This window comes from Rhodococcus sp. F64268 (assembly GCF_023015605.1).
Classification (GTDB): Bacteria; Actinomycetota; Actinomycetes; order Mycobacteriales; family Mycobacteriaceae; genus Rhodococcus.
Map to the genome: position 1 here is coordinate 147,986 of NZ_JALKAI010000002.1, position 13,668 is coordinate 161,653.

The 13,668-nt window shown below is 64.5% G+C and carries 18 protein-coding genes; 7 read left to right on the forward strand and 11 right to left on the reverse strand.

The annotated features are described in order from the left end of the window. Position 1 precedes the first annotated feature (1 nt). Complete coding sequence (locus MWU77_RS05145) at positions 2–529, reverse strand: helix-turn-helix domain-containing protein (RefSeq protein WP_247273103.1); 528 nt, start codon at positions 527–529, stop codon at positions 2–4. 61 nt (positions 530–590) lie between these two features. Continuing rightward, a complete protein-coding gene (locus tag MWU77_RS05150; protein WP_206040407.1) occupies positions 591–1,844 on the reverse strand; it encodes a DUF445 domain-containing protein in 1,254 nt (417 codons plus the stop codon). Positions 1,845–2,013: 169 nt separating this feature from the next. Here MWU77_RS05150 and MWU77_RS05155 point away from each other — a divergent pair, with 169 nt between their 5' ends. The 3 genes from MWU77_RS05155 to MWU77_RS05165 are packed head-to-tail and all read left to right on the forward strand — an operon-like array spanning position 2,014 to position 3,998. Next, positions 2,014–2,718, forward strand: coding sequence for a TetR/AcrR family transcriptional regulator (locus MWU77_RS05155; RefSeq protein WP_240959900.1), 705 nt, complete (start codon positions 2,014–2,016; stop codon positions 2,716–2,718). Between the two features lie 43 nt (positions 2,719–2,761). Next, entirely contained in the window at positions 2,762–3,100 is a 339-nt protein-coding gene (locus tag MWU77_RS05160) for a DUF4873 domain-containing protein (RefSeq protein ID WP_247273104.1), read from the forward strand. Positions 3,101–3,140: 40 nt separating this feature from the next. Then, positions 3,141–3,998 (forward strand): polyphosphate kinase 2 family protein, encoded by an 858-nt coding sequence (locus MWU77_RS05165; protein ID WP_247273105.1) that lies wholly within the window; start codon positions 3,141–3,143, stop codon positions 3,996–3,998. 7 nt (positions 3,999–4,005) lie between these two features. Here MWU77_RS05165 and MWU77_RS05170 read toward each other — a convergent pair whose 3' ends face one another. From MWU77_RS05170 to MWU77_RS05180, 3 genes are all read right to left on the reverse strand, one after another. Further along, complete coding sequence (locus tag MWU77_RS05170; protein WP_169690097.1) at positions 4,006–4,227, reverse strand: hypothetical protein; 222 nt, start codon at positions 4,225–4,227, stop codon at positions 4,006–4,008. Between the two features lie 94 nt (positions 4,228–4,321). After that, on the reverse strand, positions 4,322–4,885 hold the full coding sequence (locus MWU77_RS05175) for a dihydrofolate reductase family protein (protein ID WP_247273106.1): 564 nt from the start codon (positions 4,883–4,885) through the stop codon (positions 4,322–4,324). Further along, on the reverse strand, positions 4,882–5,859 hold the full coding sequence (locus tag MWU77_RS05180; RefSeq protein WP_169690099.1) for a helix-turn-helix domain-containing protein: 978 nt from the start codon (positions 5,857–5,859) through the stop codon (positions 4,882–4,884). The genes MWU77_RS05175 and MWU77_RS05180 overlap by 4 nt, the downstream gene beginning before the upstream one ends. 105 nt (positions 5,860–5,964) lie before the next feature. Between MWU77_RS05180 and MWU77_RS05185 the strand changes: the two genes are divergently transcribed. Both MWU77_RS05185 and MWU77_RS05190 read left to right on the forward strand, forming a co-directional pair. Next, positions 5,965–6,579: a flavodoxin family protein gene (locus MWU77_RS05185; RefSeq protein ID WP_169690100.1), complete on the forward strand. Its 615-nt coding sequence runs from the start codon at positions 5,965–5,967 to the stop codon at positions 6,577–6,579. Positions 6,580–6,690: 111 nt separating this feature from the next. Beyond that, complete coding sequence (locus MWU77_RS05190) at positions 6,691–7,773, forward strand: aromatic acid exporter family protein (RefSeq protein ID WP_169690101.1); 1,083 nt, start codon at positions 6,691–6,693, stop codon at positions 7,771–7,773. A 517-nt stretch (positions 7,774–8,290) separates the two neighbouring features. Here MWU77_RS05190 and MWU77_RS05195 read toward each other — a convergent pair. After that, a complete protein-coding gene (locus MWU77_RS05195) occupies positions 8,291–8,515 on the reverse strand; it encodes a hypothetical protein (protein WP_169690102.1) in 225 nt (74 codons plus the stop codon). Positions 8,516–8,630: 115 nt separating this feature from the next. Then, a complete protein-coding gene (locus MWU77_RS05200; RefSeq protein WP_169690103.1) occupies positions 8,631–9,182 on the reverse strand; it encodes a Dps family protein in 552 nt (183 codons plus the stop codon). A gap of 199 nt (positions 9,183–9,381) precedes the next feature. On the opposite strand from MWU77_RS05200, the gene MWU77_RS05205 reads away from it, so the two are divergent. After that, entirely contained in the window at positions 9,382–10,059 is a 678-nt protein-coding gene (locus tag MWU77_RS05205) for a DsbA family protein (protein ID WP_247273107.1), read from the forward strand. Between the two features lie 40 nt (positions 10,060–10,099). On the opposite strand, the gene MWU77_RS05210 is transcribed toward MWU77_RS05205, so the two are convergent. Further along, positions 10,100–10,528, reverse strand: a complete 429-nt coding sequence (locus MWU77_RS05210) for a DUF5709 domain-containing protein (RefSeq protein WP_169690104.1) — start codon at positions 10,526–10,528, stop codon at positions 10,100–10,102. Between the two features lie 151 nt (positions 10,529–10,679). Here MWU77_RS05210 and MWU77_RS05215 point away from each other — a divergent pair, with 151 nt between their 5' ends. Further along, positions 10,680–10,835 (forward strand): DUF6131 family protein, encoded by a 156-nt coding sequence (locus MWU77_RS05215; protein ID WP_247273108.1) that lies wholly within the window; start codon positions 10,680–10,682, stop codon positions 10,833–10,835. A 112-nt stretch (positions 10,836–10,947) separates the two neighbouring features. Here the strand turns inward: MWU77_RS05215 and MWU77_RS05220 are convergent, their stop codons facing one another. From MWU77_RS05220 to MWU77_RS05230, 3 genes are all read right to left on the reverse strand, one after another. Beyond that, complete coding sequence (locus MWU77_RS05220; protein WP_169690106.1) at positions 10,948–11,157, reverse strand: CDGSH iron-sulfur domain-containing protein; 210 nt, start codon at positions 11,155–11,157, stop codon at positions 10,948–10,950. Continuing rightward, positions 11,147–11,809 carry a HemK2/MTQ2 family protein methyltransferase gene (locus MWU77_RS05225; RefSeq protein WP_247273427.1) on the reverse strand — a complete coding sequence of 221 codons (663 nt, stop codon included), beginning with the start codon at positions 11,807–11,809 and terminating at the stop codon, positions 11,147–11,149. Before MWU77_RS05225 ends, MWU77_RS05220 begins: the two co-directional genes overlap by 11 nt. A gap of 150 nt (positions 11,810–11,959) precedes the next feature. Beyond that, positions 11,960–13,579 carry an NAD(P)/FAD-dependent oxidoreductase gene (locus tag MWU77_RS05230; protein ID WP_247273109.1) on the reverse strand — a complete coding sequence of 540 codons (1,620 nt, stop codon included), beginning with the start codon at positions 13,577–13,579 and terminating at the stop codon, positions 11,960–11,962. Positions 13,580–13,668: the final 89 nt, after the last annotated feature.

The following is a 13,668-nucleotide window of genomic DNA, read 5'->3' on the forward strand; positions in this document are numbered from 1 at the left end:
GTCAATTCTCCTCGTCTAAGTCTGTGGGATTCGCGCGATCTGCTGGAACCACACGGGCGGTGACGCTCCCGGGCGCCGATTCCGGCGGTACCGACTCGTTCTCGCGACAGAACGAGTCGTAGATGTCGAGCAGGACCTGCTTCTGCCGCTCCGACAGAGCGGCGTCGGCAAGCAGCGCGTCGCGCACCGCGCTGTGAGGTCGCTCCTCGAGAATTCCCGCTCTCACGTAGAGAACTTCGGCCGACAACCGCAGTCCCTTCGCGATCTGTGCAAGCACTTCCGCGGACGGTTTGCGCAGCCCACGTTCGATCTGACTGAGGTACGGGTTGCTCACCCCGGCCAGCTGCGACAGCTGTCGCAGTGACACCTGGGCGGCCTCACGTTGTGAGCGGATGAAGCCTCCGATGTCCTGGGCGGCGTGGTTGACCACACGTGCAGCGATATCGGTAGGCCCCGCATTCTCGGTGGACCCCGCGTTCCCGTCCTGGTCGTCCCCGGCCGACGCGGCCGAATCTCGAATCGTGGACATGGCGCCCAGCGTACGCAGAGGTGCTAACTACAGCAAGCGCTCTGCTAGCACGTGATGCAGATCATGCGAACAGCAGCTCGGAGACCGTGTAGATGGCGAGCCCGGCGAGCGCCCCCACAACGGTGCCGTTGATACGGATGAACTGCAGATCGCGCCCTACCGCGAGCTCGATCTTGCGACTCGCCTCCTCCGCATCCCAGCGTTCGACGGTCTCCCTGATCACCGAGGTGATCTCGTCGGCATAGTTTGCGGCAACGAAGCGAACACCGGCGAGCAGCCATCCGTCGACCTTGCCGCGCAGATCGGTGTCCTCGCGCAGCCGGATACCGAAACGTTCGACGTTCTCGCCCACTTTCCTGCGCAGCGTGCTGTCCGGGTCGTCCACCGACTCCAAGATCATGCGCTTGGCGACCTTCCAGGTCGCCGAAGCCAATTGCGTGATCTCTTCGCGGCCCATGATCTCGGCCTTGAGTTTCTCTGCCTTGGCGATCGTCACCGGGTCGTACTGCAGATCACGGGCGTAGTCGACGAGGAACCTCTCGACCGCAAGCCGTACCTCGTGCTCAGGGTTGGAACGGACCTTCCAGGTGAAGTCGACCAGTTCCCGATGGATCTTCTCGCCCAGCATCAGGTCGACGAACTTCGGGGACCACGCCGGCGAATCCTTCGTGATGATGCGGTCGATGGTTTCCTGACTGCCCAACGCCCACTGATGTGCTCGTTCTGCGAGCATGTCGATCAGCGGACGTTGCCGTCCCTCGGCGAGGAGCTCACCCAGAATGCGGCCGAGGGGCGGCCCCCACTCGGGCTCGGCAATCCTCTTGACGATGGTGTGGTCGATGATCTGGGCGATATCGTCCTCGCGGAGGATGCCCACCACCCCGCGCAGGATCGTCGAGGTCTCTTTCGCAACCCGCTCGGCGTTCTGCGGCTGCGCCATCCACCCACCCAGCCTCAGGGGAATCCGGGCGGATTCGACCTTCGCCGACACCACATCGGGTGCAAGGAAGTTGGTTCCGACGAAGGAGCTCAGGCTCGCGCCGAGCTGATCTTTCTTGCGCTTGATGATCGCGGTGTGCGGGACGGGAATCCCGAGCGGATGACGAAAGAGCGCAGTCACAGCGAACCAGTCGGCGAGGGCGCCGACCATACCCGCCTCGGACGCAGCGCGAACGTAGCCGACCCACGCACCGGCACCCCGGGTCTCCTGCCACCGGCAGAACAGGTACACCACTGCGGCCACGATCAGAAAGCCTGTCGCGACCGTCTTCATCCGGCGGAGATCCCGGCGTTTGGTGTCGTCCTCGAGATTCATGTACTGCACCGGACCATTGTGCCGAAATTCGATCGCCGTCACCGGACCCCGAGCGTCGCGGCGGCATCGACTCTGCGGAGACATCACCGGGCACACCACCGAATCGCCGGATGAGCACGCGCCCGTAGACTGAGCGGACGATCGAGACCGAATGGATGTGCCGAAACAGATGCCTTCTTCCCCACCCCCCGCGACCGACACCCCGCCCACGAAGCAGGACGGTCGCAAACGTCGTTGGCACGACCACAAGATCGCGCGACGCGAAGAGCTCGTCGAGGGCACCATCAAGGCCATCCGCACCCGCGGACACGAGATCGGCATGGACGAGATCGCCGCCGAGATCGGTGTCTCCAAGACCGTGTTGTATCGGTACTTCACCGACAAGAACGATCTGACGACGGCGACCATGATGCGGTACGTCGAGACAGTTCTCGCGCCGCGCATCTATTCGGCGGTATCCGAGGACCTCGACGAGTACAACCTCGCCCGGGTCGCGATCGCGACGTATGTCGAGACGGTTGCCGAGGATCCCGAGGTCTATCTCTACGTCATGTCGAACAGCTCGTCGGCGAGCCGCGACGTCGTCGCCGATTCCGAGCGAATGATCGCAGAACTCGTGTCGGCGGTGCTCGGCGAGCGACTGCGGTTGCTCGAGATGGATTCGGGCGGCTCGGTGCCGTGGGCGTACGGCATCGTCGGCGCGATCCAACTGGCGACGCACTGGTGGATCTCGAACAAGTCGATGACGGCCGAAGACCTCGTCGACTACCTCACGATGATGGTGTGGGGTGGGATCACCGGAATCGCCCAGGTCGCGGGATCGCCCGGGCGGTTCAAGTCGCGGCCGCACCCGCTGCTCCCGACCGAAGAATAGTGACGCCATTCACGTTACTGTGAGTTACGTGTAATCTCGGGTCATGCCAGATTCGACGCCGCCGCACGGAGATGAGAACGGGCACGAACCGACCGACGGCTACAAGGGACCGGCCGACATCACGGTCGGAGAGCAACACGCCACCGTCGAGGTCGAATTGTCCGGGCACTTCGATCCGATCGTGGGTCGGCATGTGTGGCGCGGTCGCCTCCGCGAGTTCGGTGGCGCCCTCACACCAGGAACCCCCTCGGGCCCGGGCACCGAAGTGACACTCCGGATCCAGGCCGGCGACGGCAGAACGGCCACGGCCACCGGACGCATCACCGAGATCGACCTGTGGGGAAGCCACATGATCGACGGCATCTCTGCACCACCGTACTGAAGTCGGACCGAACCGACGTGCGTGTGGCACGCTCGTCGCCATGGGAAACAACGGCGACGGATGGCACACCCCAGCACGAGAGGTATTACGCGCGGGACCACACAACCAGGTCGCCGAGCTCGACACCAACGGCACACCGGGCTTCAGCGGAGACAAGGAACTCGGGACGACGCTGCTGGAGGAACGTGGCGCCGTGCTCTCCGATCTACAGGAGATGCTCTTCGCGAACGGGCGCCTGGGCGACGAACGTTCGGTGCTTCTCATCCTTCAGGGCATGGACACCGCGGGCAAGGGCGGAATGGTCCGTAGCGTGATCGGACACGTCGACCCCCAGGGCGTCGATCACAAGGCATTCGGTGTGCCGACCCCGGAAGAGAAGCGTCACCACTTCCTGTGGCGTGTCCACAAGGCTCTCCCCCGGGATGGCCAACTCGGGGTATTCGACCGATCGCACTACGAGGACGTCCTCGTCGCCCGCGTCCGCAATCTGGTACCCGAGACCGTCTGGCGTAGGCGCTACGACGAGATCAACCGCTTCGAGAGCGACCTCGCGGGCAACGGCACCACCATCGTCAAGGTCGCGATGTTCGTCTCCCTCGACGAACAGAAGCATCGATTGGCCGAGCGACTCGAGCGTCGAGACAAACACTGGAAGTACAACCCCAGCGACGTCGACGAGCGCGCACTGTGGCCCGAGTACCAGCAGGCCTATCAGGACATGCTCGACAAGACCGACACCGAGCACGCTCCGTGGTACGTCGTGCCGTGCGACCGGAAGTGGTACAGCCGAATCGCCGTCATGGAATTACTCATCGACGCGTTCGAAGGTCTCGACCTCGATTGGCCGGAACCGAACTTCGACATCGAGGCCGAGAAGCGACGACTGGAAGAATCCTGACGACCGGTCAAAACAAATGCGGCGTCTCGATATGACGATGATGATCGCGCCGGATGGTGCCTGCCACCATGCCGAATGCGAGGAGGAGGGCCGCGGCTGCCGCAATTCCACTGGCGAGGGCGAACGCGGTATGTCCGGACCCCGCTGCCACCAGTGTGAATGCGATCGTGAGCACTGCGATCAGCGCGAGCGCGTATCCCGACCACGCGACGAAGAGATTGAGCTTCATAGCCTGTCTCCTTCCCCGAGGACTGCGTTTCGGTTGCCCCCGACGGTACCCCCGAGTGGCGTCCGTCACAAGGTCGGATGGTCGTCGCCGGAGGTCAGCGGTCCGGCGTGACAGGCGGTTTCACGCGATAGGTCACGATCGCGAATTCCCCGTTGCGGGTGAGATCGGTCAGTTCGAGTTCGACATGCCTCGGCAACAGCGGCTTACCCGCGCCGATCGTGACCGGAGCAAGGGACACGATCAGCTCGTCGAGCAGGCCGTGATCGGCGAACTGACCCGCCAGGTCTCCCCCTCCGATCATCCACAGCTCACGATCACCGGCGGCCTCGGCCATCTCGGCGTAGACCGTGCGAACATCGTCCTGCGTGAACCGGATGTCGCCCGGCCCGTCCGGCCCCTGCGCCACCGGCATGCCATCTCGGTGAGTGAAGACCCAACAGGGAAACGTGTACTCCCACTTGTCGACCCCCGCGTGGTCCAACACCCATTGATACGTCGAGGCGCCCATTGCAGCTGCACCGATCCTGGACATGAAGGCCGAGCCCCCTCCGGGTCCGTCGTGGTCGATGTGACGCGACAGCAACCAGTCGAGGCTGTGATCCTCCGTCGCGATGAATCCGTCGAGCGTGCTTGCGGTGAAGAAGACCATCCGAGTCATGTCGTGCTTCCTTCCGTCTCGTCGCCGAGACCGAGTGGGGAGAGTCCGCGCTGCCATTCGAGCGGGTCTCCGTTGTCGATGCTGCGGCCGGCAGTTCGCAGCATGTGACGCACCAACTGCCGCCGGTGCGCCGAGAATGTGAGTACGTGCGAGATGACACCGCCGAGCATGAAACTCTCCGGCGGGTCACACAATGCGTCGATGAGGCGATCGTTCCAGGCGCTGCGGCGATCGATGTCGCGTACGGCTTCCGCCCACTGCGGCGCGATCACTTCGAATTGCTTGCACAATGAGGCCGCGTCCCCGTCCGAACGCATGGGTTCGTCGGCACCGATCATCGATGCGAGCCAGATCTGTTTCGCCCACACCAGATTGCCGAGCACCTGTGCGATCGACTCTTCCGGGCCGTCCCATTCGAGCACCATAAGACCCGGGAATCTCACTCGTTCGTAGTCGTCCACGTCGAGATCGGTCGCGACGTTCAGCAGCGCCCGTGTGTCGTCGAGATCATGATGAACCATCTGCGCAGTCACCTGACCTGTTCCTGCGCGGTGTCCGTATCCGCCGGCGTCATCCTCCACCCACAGATGCATGGGGGGATGAAAGTGGACTCCGTTGGGAGCGGGTAGCCAGTGCGAGTAGCCGGACGGCGCGAGTGTACGACCCTCGGTCGCACTCGGTGGATATCCGTACGCTCGGGAGAACGCGCGACTGAACCCCTCCACCGAGCTGTATCCGGCAGAGAAAGCCGCGTCGGTCACGCCGTAGCCGTCACGCAACTGCCACGCAGCACGCTCGAGCATCACTCTTCGTCGCAGTGCGACGGGGGATTCCCCTGTGCCGAGAGAGAATTGGCGACTGAAATGCCACGGTGAGGAGAAGGCGCCACGCGCCATGTCACCGAGGTTCGTGTGGTCCTCGTCGAGGACGGCATCGAGCAGTTCGCGCAGTCGGTCGCGCCCGGATCCGGTCATGAACCCAGTGTCGCGCAGTGGACGCGCAGCGTGCTTGACCGTTCTTGCTCAGCTCCGTCTAGTTCCGCCGGGTTGAGAACACCCGAGGCGGGTACCCGACCACACATGACATCCCTGACCGCACTCGCCTTGACCTGCTCGCTCAAACCGTCACCGGCTCCATCGAGCAGCGACCTGATCGCCGAGCAGGTGCTCACCGAACTTCGGAAGCACGACGTGGCCGGCGACAAGATACGTCTGGTCGACTTCGACATCCGGCCCGGAGTCGAAGCCGATATGGGTGACGGCGACCAATGGCCGCAGATCCGCGAGCGCATCCTGGCCGCCGACATCCTCGTGATCTCGACCCCGACCTGGCTCGGGCAGATGTCCAGCGTCGCCAAACGCGCCCTCGAACGACTCGACGCCGAGCTGTCCGAAACCGACGACCGCGGACGCCCCGCCCTGTTCGACAAGGTGGCGATCGCCGCGGTCGTAGGCAACGAAGACGGAGCGCACGCCATCGTTGCCTCCCTGTTCCAGGCGCTCGACGACTGTGGGTACACCATTCCCGCGCAGGGCTGCACCTACTGGAACGGCGAGGCGATGACTCCGGGTGATTACAACGATCTCGCCGGCATACCCGATGCCGTCGCCTCCACCAACGCCACTGCTGCCCGCACAGCCGCGCACCTGGCCCGCGCACTTCGAGCACAACCGTACCCCGCTGAGGAGTCATGACAGCACGAGCAAGCAGCTGCACACGTGCGATTCGAGGTGCCTCGCCGACTACGGGCCGAAGGTCGAGGAGTTCCGCTGCGTAGGATCCTGCTCCGCCCCAGCGTCATATCGGTGGTCAAATGCACTGTCGCAGTGCTGATCGCGTGGTTGCTGGCCGATCGTGGCCTGAACAGTCCGGAAGCCTTCCTCGCCCCCTACGCCGCCCTGTTCATCATCGGTACCACGGTCCGTAGCTCGGTCACCGCCGCTGTGCGACAGGTTTCAGTCGTCGTGCTCGGTGTGTTCGTGGCGGCGCTGGCCGCGACCACGCTGCCCGAGCTCGCGGCACTGGCTGCTGCAGTCGCGGTCGGTACTGCCCTGGGCCGCAGCCGATGGTTGGCACCGGACGGAATCTGGGTGGCGATCACCGCGCTGCTCGTCCTGCTGTACGGCACGGCCACCGATGCCGTCGTGGTGTTCCATCGTGTCCTCGATGTCACACTGGGAGTGCTCGTCGGTGTCCTGGTCAACGCCTTGGTTCTGCCTCCGGACCGACTGTCCCCTGCCCGCGACCTCATTCTGCACCGTGCGCATGAGCTGTCCGTCCTGCTTGCCGACCTTGCGGACGGACTGCGCGACGGCAAGCACGACGGTGACCGGAAGCAGCAATGGGTATGGGAGCTCTACAAATCCACCGGTGCCCGGGCTGCACTCCACGAAGGCAGGGAAAGCCTGCGGGGCAACATCCGCCGCGCGAGCTGGGCCAGGGTCGGTGGCTCACAGGTATACCAGCCGGTTGCAACGATCCTCGACCGGTCCCTGCTACATGTCTCGATGATCCAGGTTGCAGTCGAGACGATCGTCGCCTCCGATGCTTCGGTGGAAGGTTCGACTGTCCCCGGCCGCGAACAACTCCATCAGGACGGAGCAGAGTTGCTCGAGACTTACTCGACCGCGTTCGACCAACTCACGTGGGATCCCGCCCACCATCGAAAGCCCTACCTCCATGTGGTGGACAACGCTCTCCCCGATGCACGCTCGCGCCTCGCGTCGTTCGACAAGACAGTTCGACGCGAGCAGCCGCTACCCGGTGCGTGGTCCGTGATCACCGTGGCAGCCGAGGGCCTGTGGAACGCCCTCGCTGCCCTCGATACGTACGAAGGACATCCGCGCGACGGTTCCAGACCGGCCGAAACAGGTACTCGCCATCCATGACATCGCAGATCCGTCCCTGTGACGTGCATTCAGCGCCTCTGCCCAAGACCGCTGGGGCCGATATCCGGCGAGGTCATCTCGCCGTTACGTGCACCCGCCGCTATCGGGCCGTGGCCGATCCACGTAACCGGCGAACCGTACGACGAAGACGTACAGCTCGCGCTCAGGTGCTGTACGAATTGCACTAACGCGGATTCGACGGTGGCGCCGCCGAATGGGTGCACTCTCGGCTGTTCACAGATCTGTTGGTTGCGGCCGGTCTGAGCGACGACTATCTCGGCTATCTCGTGTGTGTGTCTGTCGAGACGGACGCCGTACATGAACTGGTCCTGCCCTTCGATGTGGTCGGTGATCCGCTCACGAAGGATCCGAGTTGTGCTGGCAGACATCACATTCGGTGCACGCCACCGAATTTCTGGAGGGTCGCCTTGCGCAACATCTACTGACCGCGTGAGCGGAGGGTCGGTCGTCGCTCGAGACTCCGGCATTTCCGGACTTTTGACCCGATGCAATGACGCTAGAGCCGGCGGCGACGGAAGTTGATGGCGATCAGCACCGCTCCCAGCAGGAACACGACCACTCCTGCGATGATCCCCACTGTCACCCAACCTTCGAATCCGCCACCCGCAGCGGCGAGTACCAGCGCGATGATCACGATCCCGATGAGGACGCAGGCGTATCCGCCCCAGCCCGCGAGGCGGCTGACCGTGGTGGGTCGCTGGCTTTCGGGTGATTTCGTCATACCTGCGTGCATACCCACAGCGAGAGGGATGCAAAACTCCGGCGTCTACGGAGGGATGCGCCGATCGATGCGACCGCGTTCGACCAGCACAGCGGCCACCTGCCGCGCGGTGCGCTCAGCGCGCCGACTTCGCAGCATTCTTCTCCGTCTGCGCGTCCGCGTTGGCCAGCGTGCCCGAGGCGCTCTCGAGGTGTGCGCGCACGAACCACTGGAACTTCTCCAGCTGTCCCGTCTGTCCGATGAGGACGTCCTCGGTGATGGGGTCGATCTTCCCGACCTTCGAGATCGCCTTGCGATTGTCGGTGATGAGACCGTCGTACACGAGGTCGAGTGCAGCGAGGTGCGCCTGTGCGGTGTCGCGGACAACCGAATAGTCGTCCCACGTCCGGTACTTCGTGATAGCACCGGGCGTTCCGAGCGGCGATTCACCCAAGGCCGCGATACGCTCGGCCACCTCGTCGGCGTAGCCACGTACGAGTTCCACCTGCGGATCGATCATCTCGTGCACACCTATGAAGTTCGGCCCCACGACGTTCCAATGAATGTGCTTCAACGTCAGGTGCAGATCGTTGTAGGCACTGAGCCGCTCCTGCAGAACGCGGGCGACACCGGCGCCGTCCTTGTCGCTGAGGCCCGGCACGGTGTAGTTCGACGTGGATTTCGACATATTACCCCTCCTCGGGTGCTGTTGTAGGTCGGCGACCGCATACCCTCCACAGCACTGCTCCGAAACCTCCAGCAGAGCAAAAAGCTGTCCGCGCATCCCGCTGGTCTGCTGCTTCGCACTTCAGCGACGTCGATGGGTGTTTCTTCTCGGCGAACCCGGGCATCCGGTGAACGACAACACCACCGCAAGGAGGAGTCCCGTGATCACTGTCGAACCCGGCACCGTCGTCGTCTACACGGACGTGGTGTGTGGCTGGTCCACCGTTGCGCTCGCCCGCTTCATCCGGGAGCGGGACGCGGCAGGCCTGTCGGAGCATCTCCGCCTCGACCACCGACTGTTCTCTCTCGAGGACATCAACCGGTTTCCCGTCCCGAAGCGCTATTTGGACGCGGAGTTCCCCGTCCTGGGTGCCTGTGAACCCGATTTCGGCTGGAAGCCGTGGCAAGAGGACGCTGCGACGTGGCCGTGCACGTCGCTGCCGGCGAACGAGGCCGTGCATGCCGCCAAGCTCCAGTCTTTGCGAGCCGCGGAAGAACTCGATATGGAGATCCGGCTGGCATTCTTCCGCGACAGCCGCACTATTTCACTGCATCACGAACTCGTCGACATCGCGTCACGATGCCCGCACGTGGACGTCGATGTCCTTGCCGAGACGCTCGACGCAGGTACTGGCCGGGCAGCGATGATGCGTGACTACCGAACGCACGCCTCGCAGGTCCAGGGCAGCCCTCACTTCTTCCTGCCGGATGGTACCGATGTCCACAATCCGGGCATATCCCTGCATTGGGTCGGCGAGCCCGGTGCAGGTTTCCCCGTGGTCGACCACGACGACCCGCAGGCCATCCGAACTCTCGTGGAACACGCTGCGCAGGCCTGACGGCGACGCGCCCCACCGACCGGGACGACGACTCGGCCCCTCAGTCCTCGGGGCCCGAGTCGTCCTCATCGATTCGGTGTACAGCCGCTTCCTCTGCGGTGGCCGCTCCTCCGTCGACACCGACGTCGGTACCGATGAGATCTTTTTCTGTGTCCGCTGCGACTCCCTCGTCGGGTGCCACGAGCCGACCGGAGCGCTCGTCGCCGACTTCGTCTTCCCGAGACGGATAGTCGGCACGTTCGCTGTCCTCCGAGTCGTCGAGCGCAGGGTCGGGCACTTCCTCCTCGAGACGTGACTCGAGGTTGTCGTGGGGTTCCATCGCGAGCGGCCGCTCCGGGGGTGAATATCCCTCGTCCAGAATGTCGTCCTGGCCGCGGTCGATGAGCGTGTCCTCAGGCTGCAATTGGTCTTCGTCGTCGACGCTGTACTCGCCGGGAACACTCGCCCCGGGATTCTCAGATGTAGGCATATATCCGACCTTGCCACTCCGCACAGCTCGCCGCCATCGTTTCACGATGTGGGGAGAGTCCCGACGGCCTCGGTTTCGCGACCGGCGCAAAGGGGTACCTGAAGTTCACCTCCGATGCCGACCGGCGACGGAAAACAAGCGAGGTGACACGATGATCATTCTGGGATTGGTGCTGCTGGTGGTCGGATGGCTCACAGGAATCTCCATTCTCACCACGATCGGGGTGATCCTCCTGGTCGTCGGGGTGATCCTGGCAATGCTGGGGGCCACCGGCCGAGCCATCGGTGGCCGCGCCCACTGGTATTGACACCCTTCGGTGTCGACAACCGGCAGAGCTGCCTGCGGGGGGCTGAGGCGATGATCGCCTCCGCCCCCGCCGCCGGGTACATGTCATACCTGCGTGGAGATACCGGGTGCCGTCACTGCCGAGGAGTCCGCGCTCTACGATGACTGGTGTCGCACAACGGATATGACGCGCTCCGTCGACATCGGCACACCGCCACCAGGAACCGATCGGATTCGGTGACGGTGCCGTCCTCCGCCACGATACGCACCGGCCCTTCGACAAGCGCCGGGCCGCCCTTCACCAGCCGCACCTCACGCACATCACGGCCCCCGTCATCCTTCACAGAGGGCGCAGTCGACGGTGCCGCGGGAACGGGTTCTGTCTGCACGGATCACCACCACTTCCTCATTCGTCGTATCCCGGTCCGCCAGTTGCGCGTGCTGGAGGTATCCAACCCTGCTCTGCAGCACCGGACCGAACGGGATTCGCTGCCGAGCAACGACTGCTGCTTTCAGCCCCCCGCCGCGCAGCCGCCCGAGGGTTTCATCGACTCCACTGAAGCCGGAGTGGACTACCAGGGCGAAACCCTTGACCGACAAAAGGTTCGAAAGCTCGTCGCACAACGGATCGAGAACGCTCCGACCGTCGGGGCCGGCGTCCCATCTCGGATCGGCGCGGCCACCCCCGTGCGGTACGTAGGGCGGGTTCGACAGTACGACGTCGAAAGGCCCGGTGCGGGCGGCAGCGTCCAGACCGCCACGCAGCACACGCACGGGCAATCCGCGTGTGCGGGCGTTGAACCGGGCTGTCAGTACAGCACGCGTCGCAATATCGACCGCTGTCACCGACGCAGCTCCCAGCTGAGCCGCGGTCACGGCGAGAAACCCTGTGCCGGTGCAGAAATCGAGCACCCGCGCATCACGGGCTCCACCTGCCTCTCGTAGCGCCTGCGCGAGCAGGAACGAATCCTCTTGTGGCCGGTAGACCCCGGGCATTCGCCACACACGGGCATTTTTCGTGCGGAGAAGCATCGGCGGAGCTGTCACGACGTCATCACCTCGGATCGTGGGGGTGCGAGAGGGTTACCCAGCGCCGGCGAGATCCAAACCGCATGCCGCAACGATGCCGGAATTCGTGGGTCACGACTACGTCAGGATCCGCCGCGTCAGGCCGTGTAAGCCACGTCGCAGCGTCCCGGACGGTTTCTCGTCCCCGAGCGCGGCCCGCGCAGCATTCCACCCACACATTCCGTGCACGCCCCCTCCCGGGTGGGCTCCTGCACTTGCGAGAAACAGACCGTCGACCGGTGTGCGCGGACCACCGAATCCCGGAAGAGGCCGGAAGAACAGTTGCTGCTGGATTTGCGCGGTGCCCCCGTTCACAGCACCTCCGACCAGATTTGCGTCCGCGGCCTGCAGGTCGAGCGGTCGCTGCACGGTGCGGCCGAGAATCGAGTGCCCGAATCCCGGCGCGTACGCCTCGAGCTGGGCGTCCACACGCTCGGCAAGTCGGTCGGCCGAAGCGTCGTCGACGATGCCCCGGGGAAGATGCGTATAGGCCCAGCAGCTTTCGGTGCCGACCGGAGACCGGGACGGATCGGCGGTTGTCATCTGCCCCACCAGCATGAACGGCGACTCAGGCACCACACCCGTCTCGAGGTCCGCTGCCCACCGCACCATGGCGCGCGTATCGGCACCGACGTGAACCGTCCCTGCTCCAGCCAACGACTGCGAGCGCCAGGGAATGGGGCGGTCGAGTGCGTAGTTCACTTTCACCACGGGCGTGTCCCATTGGAATCCACGAAGATCCGAGCGCATCCGGCCTTCGAGGACGTCGGCGGGAAGCAGCTGCCCGTAGAGAGCAGGCGCTGACACGTCCGCGAGCACCGCGCGACGAACTCGGATTCGTTCGTCGGTGGCTGTCCGGACGGCCGTCGCGCGTCCCTTCTCGACCTCGATGTGGGTGACATTCTGTCTGCACAGGACGCGAGCACCCGCACTCTCCCCGCGCCGCACGAGCGCTTCGGTGAGCGCACTCGCACCGCCTGTCGGCGCCGGAAAACCCACATCCTGCGCAAGCATGGTCAAGATGTAGCCCATGACGCCGCTTCCGGGAGCGTCCGGTGGCACATCCGTATGCATGGCGTTGCCGAGCATCAGCAGTCGCGCGGACGCCCCGCCGAACAGTTCCTCGGACATCCGCAACACCGGCAACGCGAGCAGCCTCGCGAAGCGCAGCGACTCTCCGGATCCCAATTCGCGAACCAGGGATGCCACGCCGCGCACCGGCGGAAACGGACGAAGGAGTGCCTGAAGGAACGGCTCACGGATCCGCATCCACTGTTCGACCAAGGTCAGCCATGCCTTCCCGTCGCCGGCGCAGCGGCGTTCGAGGTCGGATGCAGTCTCGTCCGGATCCGGTCGCACCACCACGGCATCGTCATCTTCTGGCCCCGAGGGGTGCCCGAACGCCGCGGCGGAACGACTCCAGCGCAGACCGTACGATCCGAGATCCAGAGAGCGGAACGCGGGCGACACGGTCGCGAGCGGGTGGAACGCACTGAACAGGTCGGTGGTGAATCCGGGAAACAGTTCCGCGCTTCGGACCGCACCACCAGGCATCGGTTGTTCCTCGAGGACGACAACGTCCCAGCCCGCATCGGCGAGCACCGCGGCCGCCGTCAGCCCGTTGGGACCGGCACCGACGACAACTGCATCCACCGTGCCCAGCCCTGTGTGGCGGGGAGCGTCGTTTTCGGAGTTCATGCCGTCGCCTCCTCGAGCGTCTCGGAGTGCACGGACCGCCGTCCGGGCCGTAAGCAATGTCCTTCGCCTGCGTCTTACGCTACGGGAGA

Excerpts from the sequence above, each read along its gene's own strand:
- MWU77_RS05145 (WP_247273103.1), bottom strand. The coding sequence starts at position 529 with ATGTCCACGATTCGAGATTCGGCCGCGTCGGCCGGGGACGACCAGGAC.
- MWU77_RS05150 (WP_206040407.1), bottom strand. The coding sequence starts at position 1,844 with ATGAATCTCGAGGACGACACCAAACGCCGGGATCTCCGCCGGATGAAG.
- MWU77_RS05155 (WP_240959900.1), top strand. The coding sequence starts at position 2,014 with ATGCCTTCTTCCCCACCCCCCGCGACCGACACCCCGCCCACGAAGCAG.
- MWU77_RS05160 (WP_247273104.1), top strand. The coding sequence starts at position 2,762 with ATGCCAGATTCGACGCCGCCGCACGGAGATGAGAACGGGCACGAACCG.
- MWU77_RS05165 (WP_247273105.1), top strand. The coding sequence starts at position 3,141 with ATGGGAAACAACGGCGACGGATGGCACACCCCAGCACGAGAGGTATTA.
- MWU77_RS05170 (WP_169690097.1), bottom strand. The coding sequence starts at position 4,227 with ATGAAGCTCAATCTCTTCGTCGCGTGGTCGGGATACGCGCTCGCGCTG.
- MWU77_RS05175 (WP_247273106.1), bottom strand. The coding sequence starts at position 4,885 with ATGACTCGGATGGTCTTCTTCACCGCAAGCACGCTCGACGGATTCATC.
- MWU77_RS05180 (WP_169690099.1), bottom strand. The coding sequence starts at position 5,859 with ATGACCGGATCCGGGCGCGACCGACTGCGCGAACTGCTCGATGCCGTC.
- MWU77_RS05185 (WP_169690100.1), top strand. The coding sequence starts at position 5,965 with ATGACATCCCTGACCGCACTCGCCTTGACCTGCTCGCTCAAACCGTCA.
- MWU77_RS05195 (WP_169690102.1), bottom strand. The coding sequence starts at position 8,515 with ATGACGAAATCACCCGAAAGCCAGCGACCCACCACGGTCAGCCGCCTC.
- MWU77_RS05200 (WP_169690103.1), bottom strand. The coding sequence starts at position 9,182 with ATGTCGAAATCCACGTCGAACTACACCGTGCCGGGCCTCAGCGACAAG.
- MWU77_RS05210 (WP_169690104.1), bottom strand. The coding sequence starts at position 10,528 with ATGCCTACATCTGAGAATCCCGGGGCGAGTGTTCCCGGCGAGTACAGC.
- MWU77_RS05215 (WP_247273108.1), top strand. The coding sequence starts at position 10,680 with ATGATCATTCTGGGATTGGTGCTGCTGGTGGTCGGATGGCTCACAGGA.
- MWU77_RS05225 (WP_247273427.1), bottom strand. The coding sequence starts at position 11,809 with ATGCCCGGGGTCTACCGGCCACAAGAGGATTCGTTCCTGCTCGCGCAG.
- MWU77_RS05230 (WP_247273109.1), bottom strand. The coding sequence starts at position 13,579 with ATGAACTCCGAAAACGACGCTCCCCGCCACACAGGGCTGGGCACGGTG.